This is a genomic window from Parviterribacter multiflagellatus, assembly GCF_056863265.1.
Map to the genome: position 1 here is coordinate 132664 of NZ_JBXPIZ010000003.1, position 12442 is coordinate 145105.

Annotated in this window: 10 protein-coding genes; 1 reads left to right on the forward strand and 9 read right to left on the reverse strand. The window is 77.6% G+C overall.

The window, feature by feature from the left end:
• Positions 1-45 precede the first annotated feature (45 nt).
• Genes AC1UE5_RS07470 through AC1UE5_RS07510 form a run of 9 tightly spaced genes read right to left on the reverse strand, consistent with a single transcriptional unit; the run spans position 46 to position 10977 of the window.
• Positions 46-897 (reverse strand): glycosyltransferase family 2 protein, encoded by an 852-nt coding sequence (locus AC1UE5_RS07470; protein ID WP_482921724.1) that lies wholly within the window; start codon positions 895-897, stop codon positions 46-48.
• Positions 894-1844: a glycosyltransferase family 9 protein gene (locus AC1UE5_RS07475; protein WP_482921726.1), complete on the reverse strand. Its 951-nt coding sequence runs from the start codon at positions 1842-1844 to the stop codon at positions 894-896. The genes AC1UE5_RS07470 and AC1UE5_RS07475 overlap by 4 nt, the downstream gene beginning before the upstream one ends.
• Positions 1841-2533 carry an SDR family oxidoreductase gene (locus AC1UE5_RS07480; RefSeq protein WP_482921728.1) on the reverse strand — a complete coding sequence of 231 codons (693 nt, stop codon included), beginning with the start codon at positions 2531-2533 and terminating at the stop codon, positions 1841-1843. Before AC1UE5_RS07480 ends, AC1UE5_RS07475 begins: the two co-directional genes overlap by 4 nt.
• The gene (locus AC1UE5_RS07485) at positions 2523-3932 is read right to left on the reverse strand and encodes a PfkB family carbohydrate kinase (RefSeq protein ID WP_482921730.1); all 1410 of its coding nucleotides are present in this window, start codon (positions 3930-3932) and stop codon (positions 2523-2525) included. The genes AC1UE5_RS07480 and AC1UE5_RS07485 overlap by 11 nt, the downstream gene beginning before the upstream one ends.
• Positions 3929-5773 carry a glycosyltransferase gene (locus tag AC1UE5_RS07490; RefSeq protein ID WP_482921732.1) on the reverse strand — a complete coding sequence of 615 codons (1845 nt, stop codon included), beginning with the start codon at positions 5771-5773 and terminating at the stop codon, positions 3929-3931. The genes AC1UE5_RS07485 and AC1UE5_RS07490 overlap by 4 nt, the downstream gene beginning before the upstream one ends.
• On the reverse strand, positions 5770-6720 hold the full coding sequence (locus AC1UE5_RS07495) for a glycosyltransferase (RefSeq protein ID WP_482921734.1): 951 nt from the start codon (positions 6718-6720) through the stop codon (positions 5770-5772). Before AC1UE5_RS07495 ends, AC1UE5_RS07490 begins: the two co-directional genes overlap by 4 nt.
• A complete protein-coding gene (locus tag AC1UE5_RS07500; RefSeq protein WP_482921736.1) occupies positions 6717-7742 on the reverse strand; it encodes a glycosyltransferase family 9 protein in 1026 nt (341 codons plus the stop codon). Before AC1UE5_RS07500 ends, AC1UE5_RS07495 begins: the two co-directional genes overlap by 4 nt.
• A complete protein-coding gene (locus tag AC1UE5_RS07505) occupies positions 7739-9265 on the reverse strand; it encodes an HAD-IIIA family hydrolase (RefSeq protein WP_482921738.1) in 1527 nt (508 codons plus the stop codon). The genes AC1UE5_RS07500 and AC1UE5_RS07505 overlap by 4 nt, the downstream gene beginning before the upstream one ends.
• A complete protein-coding gene (locus tag AC1UE5_RS07510) occupies positions 9262-10977 on the reverse strand; it encodes a carbamoyltransferase family protein (RefSeq protein WP_482921740.1) in 1716 nt (571 codons plus the stop codon). Before AC1UE5_RS07510 ends, AC1UE5_RS07505 begins: the two co-directional genes overlap by 4 nt.
• Positions 10978-11156: 179 nt before the next feature.
• Here AC1UE5_RS07510 and AC1UE5_RS07515 point away from each other — a divergent pair, with 179 nt between their 5' ends.
• Complete coding sequence (locus AC1UE5_RS07515) at positions 11157-12395, forward strand: MFS transporter (RefSeq protein ID WP_482921742.1); 1239 nt, start codon at positions 11157-11159, stop codon at positions 12393-12395.
• Positions 12396-12442: the final 47 nt, after the last annotated feature.

Consider the following 12442-nt stretch of genomic DNA (forward strand, 5'->3'; position numbering starts at 1 on the left):
CGCCCCCGACCGGCCCGGGCCATCCGCCCAGCCTGCTCGTGCCGTTCAGTACTTCGCCGCAGCCCGCTCGACGAGCTGCACCTCGGCCTCGACCGCGTCGGTGATCGTGCGGCGCTCGCGCAGCGCCCAGGGCAGGCCGGCGAGGGCGGCGGCGGTCGCCCGCGGGTCGGTGCGGGCGGTCGCCGCGGTGGCCCGGAGCGCCGCTCCGGCCGGGCGGCGGAGCCACGCGGACCACAGCGCGTTGCGGTGCTGCACGCGCGTGCGGCCGTGGCGCGGGCCGGCGGCCGGGTGGTGGTGCGCGACGACGTCGTCGGCGTAGGCGAGCGCCCAGCCCGCCGCGCGCAGGTCGAGCGCGAGCAGCTCTTCCTCGCCGCCGACGCCGTAGCGCGGGTGGAACCCGCCGACGCCGAGGAACGCGTCGCGGCGGACGACCGCGCCGCAGGCGACGAAGCCGAGCAGCCGCGGGCCGGGCAGCTCGGGGGCGGCGCCCAGCGGGCTGACGCGCATCGCGGCGCAGACGGGGTCCAGCCGCTGCTCCGGCCCGACCAGCACGCGCGCGGCGAGCAGGCCGAGCCGCGGCGTGCGGTCGAAGTGGGCGGCGGCGCGGGTGAGGGCGTCGCGGGCCCACCAGGAGTCGTCGTCGGCGAACGCGACGAGCGGCGTGTCGAGCGCTGCGACCGCCTCGTTGCGCGCCGCCGCCCCGCGGCCGCGCGCTGCGATCACGGTGACCTGCGGGAAGTGGTCGCTGACCGCTGCCGCGGTGCCGTCGGTGGAGCGATCGTCAGCCACGACGATCGGCGGCGCGCCGGGGAGCGTGGTGAGGTGCGCGAGCGTCGCCAGCAGGAGCTCACGGCGGTCGCGCGTCGCGATCGCGATGCCGACCGGCGCGCCGCTCACGCGACCGCCGCCGCGTGCTCGTGGCGGTCGAGCGCCCCGAGCTGGTCGAGCACGTGCTCCGGCCGGATGCGCATCAGGCCCGCATGCGGCGTGGTCGCGTGCGGGTCGCCGCGCAGCCCGGCCCACAGGACACGGTGGATCGGCCGGGCGGGCGGCGGGCCCCAGAGCGTCGGCGGCGTGGGGCCGAACAGCACCACCGACGGCGTCCGCAGCGCGGTCGCGAGATGCGCGACGCCGGTGTCCCCGCACACCACGCGGGCGGCGCCGCCGACGAGCGCGGCGAGCTCGCGCAGGTCGGTCCGCCCGGCGAACACGCACTCGGGCGGGACCCCGGCCGCGGCGGCGATCTCGGCGGCGAGCGGCGCCTCGTCCGCGCTCCCCGTCAGCACGACGCGGCGCCCGGCCTGGCGCTCGGCCCGCGCGACGGCGACCCACCGCGGCGCCGGCCACCGGCGCGCCTCGCTCGCGGCGCCGGGGTGGAGGATCGTGACCCCCGGAGCAGCACCCCGGAGTGGCGGTCGGTGGAGGTCGAGCCGCGAGGGGTCGGCGGGGATGCCGTGCTCGGCCAGCATCCGGCACCAGCGCGCGACCTCGTGCTCCTCCTCCCGCCAGCTGGGCCCGGCGGCGTCGCCTGGGCGCGCGAACGCGATCAGCCGCTCGGGCGCGAGGGCCTCCAGCAGGGCGTGGCTCTGCGGTCCCCGCCCGTGGAGGTTGACTGCGACGGCCGGCCGGTGCAGGTCGGCGGGGAGCGGCTCCAGGCCGGCGTGGTCGACGATGCGGAACGGCAGGTCGGCGAGCTCGAGCAGCGGCTGCAGCGCCGCGGGTGCGGCCAGGACCAGGTCGTGCGCGCCGGGCGGGAACGCGTCCGCGACCGCGCGGAGCGCCGGCACGCCGGTCAGCAGGTCGCCGAGACCGAGCGCGCGCAGGACGACGACCCGGCGGCTCACGGCCAGGAGGGCTCGGTCGCGGGCGTGACGACGAGCTCGCGCAGCTCGACGCCGGGCGGCCGCGTGAGCGCGAACAGCACCGCCTCGGCGACCTCGGACGGCGGGTTGAGGCGCGCGTCCGGCCCGGGCTTGTACTGCTCGGGGCGGTCGTCGAAGAACGCCGTCTGCATGCCGCCCGGCACGAGCATCGTCACGCCGATCCGGCCCTGCGTCTCCACGGCCAGCGCGCGCGAGAACCCGACGACGCCGAACTTCGACGCGCAGTAGGCGGTGGCGTCGCTCAGCGCGCGGAGGCCGAGCGTGGACGCGACGGTGACGACCCGGCCGCGGTTGCGCTCGAGCGCGGGGAGCGCCGCGCGGGCGACGGCGGCGGTGCCGAGCAGGTTGACCGCGACGACGCGGTCCCACGTCGCGCCCCCGACCTCGTCGAGCTTCCCGCACGCGTCGGTGCCGGCGGCGGTGACGACGCCGCGCACGTCGTCGTGGCGCTCGATCACGCGCTGGACGGCGGTCTCGGCGGCGCGCGGGTCGGAGAGGTCGACCTGCTCGTGCTCGAAGCCGTTGGCCGACGGGTTGAGGTCGAGCGACACGGGCGTCCCGCCCTCGCGCGCGACGGCCTCGGCGACGGCGGCGCCCAGCCCGGACGCGGCGCCGGTGACGATGACGGTTCCGAGCGACTCAGACGGCACGGATGGCGGCCTCCTGCAGGATCGTGGTGGTGGAACGGCCCTCGAGGTACGGGAGCAGCGCGATCCGCCCGCCCCAGCTCGCGAGGGCCTCGGCCTCCGGGAGCTCCTCGACCGCGTAGTCGCCGCCCTTCGCCCACACGTCGGGGCGCAGGCGCTCGAGCGCGACGGTCGGGGTGTCCTCGGAGAAGGTGATGACGGCGTCGACGCACCGCAGCGCGCGCAGCACGTCCGCGCGGTCCGCTTGTCCGACCACCGGCCGGCCCGGGCCCTTGAGGCGGCGGACGGACTCGTCGTCGTTGAGCAGCACGACGAGGCAGTCGCCGAGCGCGCGGGCGGCCTCCAGGGTGCGGACGTGACCGGGGTGGAGGAGGTCGAAGCACCCGCCGGTGGCGACGACCGTGCCGCCGGCCGCGCGGACGTGGGCGACGAGGGTCGCGGCGTCGGTGGGGGCGGCGGAGGGTTTCCCGGTGGCGGGGGCGGGCACGCGCACCGCGCCGGCGCCGCCGGCGGCGACGAACGCGCTGGCCGCCGCGACCGCGCCCTCGACCGCCTCCCGCGCGCCCGCGCCGTCCGCGAGCAGCGCGGCCGCGCGAGACGCGAAGCGGTCCCCGGCGCCGCACGGGTCGCCGCCGTCGGCGGGCTGCGCGGGCACCTCCGCCACCGCGCCGTTTGCCGTCGCGAGCACGGCCCCGCGCGCGCCGCGCGTGACCACGACGTGCGCCGCGCGCCACCGGGCCGCGAGGGCCGCGGCGTGGCCCGCCGCCGGCGGCCCTGCCGACACTCCGGAGTGCTGCTCTACCGCCCCCGCGAACCCCTCCGCCTCCGCCGCGTTCGGCGTCGCGAGCGCCGCGCCGGCGACGGGCACCGGGCCGCGCGGGTGCGGGTCCCACACGAGCGGCACCGACCGCGCCGCCTCGGTCAGCGCCTCGCGCACGTCCGCCGCGGCCGCGACGCCGCGGCCGTAGTCCGCCACGAGCACCGCCTCCGCCCAGCCGATCGCCGCGCGCGCCTCGGCCGTCAACGGCCCGCAGGCCGCGCCGCGCCCACCGCGGTCCAGCCGCAGGAGCGAGCGCCCGTCGGCCCGCACGCGCACCTTCTCCGGCGTCGCGCCGCGCAGCCCGAGGTCGACCACGCGCACGCCGCACGCCTCCAGCGCGCCCCGCAGCTCGCGCCCGGCCGCGTCCGCGCCCAGCGCGGTCACCAGCGTCACGTCGCGCCCGTCGCTCGCGGCGAGCACGGCCGCCAGCCCCGCGCCGCCCGGGCGCATGCGCACCTCGGACTCGTCCACGACCGGCACCGGCGCGTCGGGCGCCAGGCGCTCGACCACGCCGTCGACGTCCCGGTCGAGCAGCGCGTCCCCGACGACGACCAGCGGCGCCACGCGCTCCGCCCCGCTCACGCGTGCACTCCCAGCGGCGGGACGGCGTGCCGCTCCGCTCCATCGCCCTGCGCCGCGATCCGCCGGTCGACCGCCTCGCAGACCGCGTGAACCGCCACCAGGTGCAGCTCCTGCACCGTCCCGGCCGCGCCGCTCATGCACACCGCGTCGTCGCTCAGCTCCGCGAGCGGGTTCGGCCCCGGCCCGGTCAGCGCCCACGTGGTCAGGCCGCACTCGCGCGCGGCCCGCACGGCCGCCAGCACGTTCCGCGAGCACCCCGACGTCGACAGCGCGAGCAGCACGTCGCCCGGTCGCCCGTGGGCGCGCACCTGCCGCGCGAACCCCTCGTCGAGCCCGTAGTCGTTGGTGATCGCGGTCAGCGAGGACGTGTCGGCGTGCAGGCAGATCGCCGACAGCGGCCGCCGCTCGCCCACGAACCGCCCGACCAGCTCGGCGGTCAGGTGCTGGGCCTCCGCGGCGCTCCCGCCGTTCCCCACCGTCAGCAGCCGCGCGCCCGCCGCCAGCCGGTCCGCCAGCCGCTCGCCCCACGCGTCCAGCCGCGCGATGTCGCGCTCCAGCGCGCTCAGGCCCTCGCGCAGTGCGGAGATCCGGTCGGCGCCGCCACCGGACACCGCGCCGGCCCGTGCGAACCGCCGCGCCGGAGCCCGCCGCCGCGCCGGCGACGCCAGCTCCCGGTAGACCTCGAGCGTCGCCGCGGCGACCCGCTCCCAGTCGTACAGCCGCCGCGCCCGCGACGCGCCCGCGGCACCGTACTCGCGCCGCGCGTCCTCGTCGTCGAGCAGCGCGCGCAGCGCGTCCGCCAGCCGGTCCGGATCGCGCGGCGGCACGTGCACGCCGGTGATCCCGTCCACGACGGTGTCGATCATCCCGCCGACCGCCGAGGCGACGACCGGGACGCCGCACGCCATCGCCTCCAGCGGCACGATCCCGAACGGCTCGTACCACGGCGCGCACACGACGACGTCGGCCGACCGCAGCAGCGCCGGCAGGTCGTCGCGTGAGACGCGGCCGCGCAGCTCCACCCGGTCCGCCACCCCCGAGGCGCGCGCGATGCCGTTCAGCCGCTGCGCCTCGGCGTCGCCCGCCAGCCCGGTGCGATCCGGCCCGCCGGCGACGATCAGCTCCGCGTCCGGGACGTCCGCCAGCGCGCGGACGAGGTTCCCCACACCCTTGCGCTGCACGAGCCGTGACACGCCGACGATGCGCCGCAGCCCCGGCGTCCGCGGCTCGGCCGGCCCGTCCGGCGTGAAGCGCCGCAGGTCGACCCCGCACGGGATCACCGTCACCCGCTCGCTCACCGCGCCGAGCCGCATCAGCTCGAACGCCTCGTCGGTGCACGTCGCGACGATCCGGTCGGCGCCGCGGACGATCGCACGCTCGATCTCGAGCCGTCCCGACGGGCTCGTGTCGAGGTCGCCCTGGTAGCGCTTCTTGACGACCCCGAGCGCGTGGAACGTCTGCGCGACCGGGATGCCGAACGCCCGCGCGGCGGGGAGCGTCGCGTGGCCGGACATCCAGAAGTGCGCGTGGACGACGTCCGGCCGCCAGCGCGCCCACGCGTCGCGCAGGTAGGCGGAGAACGCCTCCATGTGGGGGAGCAGCTCGTCCTTGGGCAGCGCGCGCGGCGGCCCCGCGTCGACGTGCTCCACGACGACGCCCGGCTCCAGCTCCACGCGCGCGGGCGTGCGCGCGTCGTCGCGGCGGGTGTACACGACCACCTCGTGGCCGCGGCGCGCGAGCGCTCCCGCCAACGCGGCGACGTGCACGTTCTGCCCACCCGCGTCCTCTCCGCCGAGCACGGCCAGCGGGCTGGCGTGCTCGGACACCATCGCGATCCTCATGCCGTCACCTCCCTCGTGGCGACCTGGTGCAGCGTCCGGTCCCAATCGGCCAGGAACCGGTCGAGCCCGTACCGGGCGAGCGCCGCCTCCCGCGCCCGCGCACCGTCCTCCCGCGCCCGGTCGGGCTCCTCGACGTACGTCCGGATCGCACGCACGAGCGTGTCGACGTCGGTGGAGAGCACCCCCGCGCCCGCCGGGACGGCCTCGATCGCCTCCGTCGTCGCGAGCGCCACGACCGGCATGCCGAGGTGCATCGCCTCCAGCAGCGAGAGGCCGAGCGACGTCCACCGGATCGGGTGGGTGTACACGCGGCGCCGGGCCAGCTCGTCGTGCATCTGCGCCTGCGGGACGTCCTCGAAGCCGCCCAGCGCGCCCGCGTCCATCCCGAAGAGGTCGACCGGAGCAGCACTCCGGAGCCGGGGGAGCAGGTCCGTGCCCGTGACGCGCCCGCGGCGTCGGGCCTCGTTGATCACGACCGCCTGCCGCGGCAGCTCGCCGGTGTAGCGGTGGCCGGGGTCGACGATGCCGTGCTCGATGACGGTCGTCGGCGCGGCGCCGCAGTCCCAGAAGAGGTCGTTGAAGTGCGTGACGTGGGCGATCAGGAGGTCCTCGCGTCCGGCGGCCGGGTGCTGCAGGTCGTTGATCCGGCCCTGCGGCGCGTTGTGCTCGACGTAGACGGCCGGGACGTCGGCGCCCGGGCGGCGGCCGGTCCAGCGCTCGGCCAGGTCGGTGAGCTCGTGGGGCCGCTGGAGGAGCACGACGTCGAAGTCGGTCTCGCGCAGCTCCTCGGGCGTGGCCTCGGTGACGCTCGCCGGCCACTCCCACGTCCGCGCGCGGCCCCGGCCGTCGGCCGAGCGGTCGGGCAGGACGGGGACGACGTACTCGTGCTCGCCCTGGACGAACGCGGTCGTCCACGAGCCGTGCACGTGCCACAGCAGGATCCTCATGCGGCCACGGCCTCCTCTCTGCGGGGTGCGCCGGCCAGGCGGGCGACGGCCGCGACCACGCGCTCGGTGGGGACGCCCTCCAGGCACGGATGGCCGGGGACGGGGCAGTCGCGCGCGCGGCAGCCGGCGCACGGGACGTCGACGTGGAGCAGCTCGTGCGCCACCCCGTACGGCCGCCAGCGGACGGCGGGGACGGTCGGGGCGTAGAGCGAGGCGACCGGCGTGCCGACCGCGGCGGCCAGGTGCGCGGGGCCGGTGTTGCCGACGACGATGCAGCGGGCGCCCGCGATGACGCCGGCGAGCTCGTGCAGGGTCGTCGCGCCGCCGAGGTCGAGCGCGTGCGCGCCCGCGACCTGCGCTGTGAGCGCGGTCTCGCCCGGCGCGCCCGTGACGACGACGGAGTGCTGCTCTGCCAGCGCCTCGACCAGCGCCGCGTTGCGACGCGGGGCCCACGCGCGGGCGGTGACCGAGGCGCCGGGGTGGACGACGACGTACGCGTCGGGGAGCCCGAGGTGGTCGACTGGCGGGGGCGTCGTGATGCGCAGCGCGCCGCCGTCGCCGGGCGGGAGGGAGAAGCCGAGCGCGGCCGCGAGGGAGAGCGAGCGCTCCACCTCGTGGACGTCGTCGCTGATGCGGTGGCGGACGTCGAGGAGCGAGCCGGGGTAGTCGACGCTCGTCGCGCCGATGCGGGGGACGCCCGCGAGGCGGAGGAGCAGCGCGAGAGGGAGCGGGCTCTGGTGGAACGAGGTGAGGATCGCGGCGACGTCGGGCTCCCGCGCGCGGATGTCCGCGGTGAGCGCGTCGATCGCGGCCGGGTCGACGGGGTGCGGATGCGCGTCGATCCACGGGCAGTGGTGGGTGAGGACCTCGTCGACGCCGGGGAGGAGGTGCGCGGCGGCGCGTCCGCGGGGGCCGCAGAGGTAGGTGACCCGGTCGGCGCCCGCGGCGAACGCGCGGGTCGCGGGGCCGGAGAGCAGGACGTCGCCGTCGTTGTCCATGCGGGCGACGAGGACGTGCCTCATGCGCGGCCTCCGGCGAGCAGGAGGTCGACGGCGGTCAGGAGGTCGGGCGCGACCTCGGGCGCGGCGGCGACCTCCTCGTGGCGCGTGACCGGCGTGGGCACGAGCACGGGTCGCGCGCCGGCCGCGCGGGCGGCGTCGACGTCGGCGCCGATGTCGCCGATCACCGCGCACTGCTGCGGCGCGACGCCGAGCGTCGCTGCGGCGCGCAGCACGAGCCCCGGCTGCGGCTTGCGGCAGTCGCACCCCTCGTCCGGCGCGTGCGGGCAGACGTGCCACGACCCGACCGCCCCGTCGAGCAGCCGGTCCACGCGCGCGTTGACCGCCGCGACCTGCTCCGCCGTCAGCAGTCCGCGCCCGATCCCGCTCTGGTTCGACACGACCGCGAGGGCGATCCCCGCCGCCCGCAGCCGCGCGACGGCCTCCCGCGCGCCGGGCACGAGCTGGACCTTCGCCGGATCGCCGTTGTACGGCACATCCACGACGAGCGTCCCGTCGCGGTCGAGGAGGACCGCGCGCGGGGGAGCGGGCGAGGGTGCGGCTGCGCGCGCGGGCGGGGAGGCGGCGCGCGGCGCGAGCGGCGCGGGGCGGGAGCGGCGGACGCGGAGCTCGCCGCGGGCGCGGTGCCAGGTCGCGGCGGGCGGGATCAGGACGCTCGTCGCGACCATCCGGGCGACCTCGTCGCGCGTCCGGGGCCCGGGCGCGATGCGGCGGCGGGCGAAGTCGGCGGTCGCGGCAAGCCACCCCGCGGTGGCGAGGGCGGACGCGCGGGGCCGGCCGGCGGCGGTGAAGGTCAGCGCGGCGAGGCCGAGGGCGGTCGTCGCGGCGTTCGCGCGCAGGCGGCCGCGCGGGGCCTGCGCACGCTCGCGCCAGTCCGGCCCGTGGAGCGCGCGCATCAGCGCGTCGTCGGCGTTCCCGCGCTGGAGCCGCACGCTGGTGTCCCACCGCGCCGGCCCGACCGGGTGCACGACCACGCGCTCCCCGCGCGCCAGGTCGAGCCCGGCGGCCTGCGCGCGGACGGCGAGATCCGCGTCCTCGCGGTACGCGCGTGGGAAGCGCTCGTCGAACCCGCCGAGCCGCTCGAGCGCGTCGCGGCGGTAGGCCATGTCGGCGGTCGCCCACGCCGCGCCCTCCAGGCCCTGGACGTTCCGCTCCCAGTCGGTCAGCCGCCGGTCGCCCGGGACGGGCACCACGATCCGGCCCTGCGACGCGATACCGACCGATCGGTCGAGGTCGCTGGTCAGCTTGCCGGACCAGTCCGCGCGCACCTCGACGTCGTCGTCGAGGAACGCGACCCACTCGGCGGTCGCCGCGCGCCACCCCACGTTGCGCGCGGCGGCCGGCCCGGCGGCCGCGCCGGCGAGCACCTCGACGCCGGCGGGCACCTCGAGCGGCTGCGCCGGCTGCGGACGGTCGTCGACGACGATGATCCGCGCCGGCGGCGGCCCGCTCGCCGCGCGCAGCGACCGCAGCAGCCGCTGCAGCGACGGGCGCCCGACCGTCGGGATGACCACGTCGTACGTCACGCGGGGCGCTCGGGGGACGGGGGTGCGGGGGAGGCGCCAGCGCGCGTGGGTATGGCGACGCGCGAGAAGCGCGGCGTGCGGCGCGGCCGGCGGACGAGGTACGGGCCGATGGCGAGCACGTCGACCGGCGCGGAGCCGAAGCACTCGAGCGCGTCCCGCGGGTCGTCGACCATCGGCCGGCCCGCGGTGTTGAGCGACGTGTTGACCACGACCGGCACGCCGGTGCGCTCCGCGAAGGCCTCCAGCACGCGGGCGACGAGGGGCTCCTCGGCGCGGTCGACGGTCTGGATGCGCGCGGTGCCGTCGACGTGGACGACGGCCGGGATCCGCTCCGCCCACCCGTCGCGCACGCCGTGCGTGAAGAGCATGTGCGGCGACGGGATCGGCCCGTCGCAGAAGATCTCCGCCGCCCGCTCGGCGAGCACCATCGGCGCGACCGGGCGGAACTGCTCGCGGCCCTTGACGTCGTTGAGCCGCTCCAGGTTCTCCTTGCGGCGCGGGTCGGCCATCAGCGAGCGGTGGCCGAGCGCGCGCGGGCCGTACTCGCTCGCGCCCTGGAACCACGCGACGACCGCGTCGTCCGCCAGCGCCTCCGCGACCGCCTCGGCGATGTCGTCCGGCTGCTCGTACACGACGCCCGCCGTGTCGAGCCACGCGGCGAGCTCCTGGTCAGACCAGCTGCGTCCCAGCGCGGCGGTCGTCATCGGCCGCACCGCGTCGCCGCCTTCGGTCGCGACGTAGAGCGCCGCGCCGAGCGCCGTCCCCGCATCGCCGGACGCCGGCTGCACCCACACCTCGTCGAACGGCGACTCGCGCCACAGCCGCGAGTTCGCCACGCAGTTCAGCGCGACCCCGCCCGACAGGGTCAGCAGGCGCTCGCCGGTCCGCTCGTGCAGCCACGCGCACAGCTCCAGCAGCACCTCCTCCAGCCGCGTCTGCACCGTCGACGCCAGGTCCGCGTGCGCGTCGTCCAGCGCGCGCCCGTCCGCCTCCGGCGCGAACGACGACCACGCGACCGGCTCGGTCACGAACCCGCCCGACCCGTCCGTCCGCATGAGCTCCCGGAACGCGTCCAGCCACCGCGGCGTCCCGTACGACGCCAGCGCCATCACCTTGTACTCGTCCGACGACCGGCGGAAGCCGAGGTGCGCGGTCAGCTCCTCGTACAGCAGCCCGAGCGAGTGCGGCAGCCGCTGGCGCGCGAGGATCTCGAGCCGCCCGTCCCGGACGTGCCCGGCGAGGTGCGAGAACGACTCGCCCCGCCCGTCCACGCACAGCGTCGCGCACGACGCCGCCCCACCCGGCGCCGCGAGGTACGCGGACGCGGCGTGCGCGACGTGGTGGGGAACGAACCGGACGTCGGCTGGGTCGAGCCCCGGCAGGGAAGACGCCAGGAACAGCGGCGCGCGCCGCACGTAGAGCGTCCGCAGGTCCTCCCACCCGTCCGCGGTGATGTCGTCGCCGGGGTCGGGCGCGAGCGCCGGGTCGTAGGAGTACGCGACCGCGTCGAGGTCGGCCGGCGTCAGTCCCGCGTGCTCGAGGCACCAGCGGGCCGACTGCGTCGGCATCTCCCAGGTCGAGAACGGGACCGGCTCCTTGCCGTGCTTGCGCCGGCTGAACCGCTCCTCCTCGGCCGCGGCGACGATCTGCCCGTCGACGACGAGCGCCGCGGCGGGGTCGTGGAAGACGGAGTTGATGCCCAGGACACGCACGACGCCGCGCTATCCACTTCTCCTGCGGTCGAGCGGTTCGTGTTGGGAATGAACGGTCGTCACCGGCAGTTGGCGCCTGACCCCGGCACACGCCGACCGGACATCTCGTCGTCTCGAAGCGCGAGCTCCGAGACGGAACGACCGTGGACCGGTACATCTGTACCGCCGATGCTCTGGTGGTGAGGGTCGACACGCTGGACCTCGTGCGCGCGCAGGGCGTTCTCCGGACGCTCCTCCTCGCGCTGCTCGCACGCGTCCCGCTCTCCGCGATCGGCCTCCTGCTCGTCCTCGAGGTCCGCGACCTGGACCACTCCTACGCGCTCGCCGGCGCGTGCAGCGGCGCGTGCGCGCTGGGTATGGCGTTCGGCTCCCCGGCGCTCGGGCGCCTCATCGACCGCACCGGCCAGGCGCCGGTCCTCGTCTGGTCCGGCCTGGCCGTGATGGCGTGCACCACGGCCTTCGCGCTGCTCCCCGAGAGCACCCCCGCGCCCCTCTTCCTCCTCGTCGCCCTGGCGATCGGCGCCACGCAGCCGCCGGTCGGCTCGTGCGTCCGGGTGCTCTGGCGGCGCATGCTCGACAAGCCGCGGTTCGGCGCGCTCGTGACGCTCGACGCCTCGCTGCAGGAGCTCGCGTTCATGTCCGGCCCGCTGCTGCTGATCGCCGTGGCGACCGCGAGCACCCCCGCGTCCGCGCTCGTCGTCACCGGCGCCCTGCTCGGCGGCACCGCGCTCGTCTTCGCCGCCCTGCCGGAGACCCGCCGGCTCGGCGGCGCGGCCGGCACCTCGCAGGTCACGACCGAGGCGAACCCCACCCCGGCCCCCGCCCGCAGCCCGCTCGCCGACCCCAGCATCCGCGTGCTGCTCGTCATCTCGGCGCTGATGGGCATCGCGTTCGGCGCGACCGAGATCGGCATCGTCACCGGGGCCGAGGAGGAGCACGCGTCCGGCAGCGCGGGCATCCTCTTCGCGCTCTGGGGCGTCGGCAGCTTCGCCGGCGGCCTCGTGTGGGCGCGCCGCGGCGCGGGCCTCGACCAGACCCGCGCGGCGCTCGCGTTCCTCACCGTCCTCGGCATCACGTCGCTGGCGCTCGTCGCCGCGACCGACCTGTGGCTGCTCGGTGCCGGCCTGGTCCTCGCGGGCGCGGCCGTCGCCCCGCTGTTCGGCGTCCTCTACGGGCTGATGGCCGACGTCGCCGCGCCCGAGACGCTGACCGAGGCGTTCACGTGGGAGACGTCGGCCATCACCGCCGGCATCGCGCTCGGCTCGACCATCGCGGGGGCGATCGCGGGCGCGCTGGAGCCGACCGCGTCGTTCGCTGTCGCCGGCGCCGCGTTCCTCGGCGCCGCGGTCCTCGCCGGCGGCTGGGGCGGGAACCTCCGCGTGGCGACAACGTGTCGCGTCGCCACCGCCCACCACTAGACGCCTCGCCCGTGACGCCGTTCGCCGCCGCCCGCTACTCCTTCCTG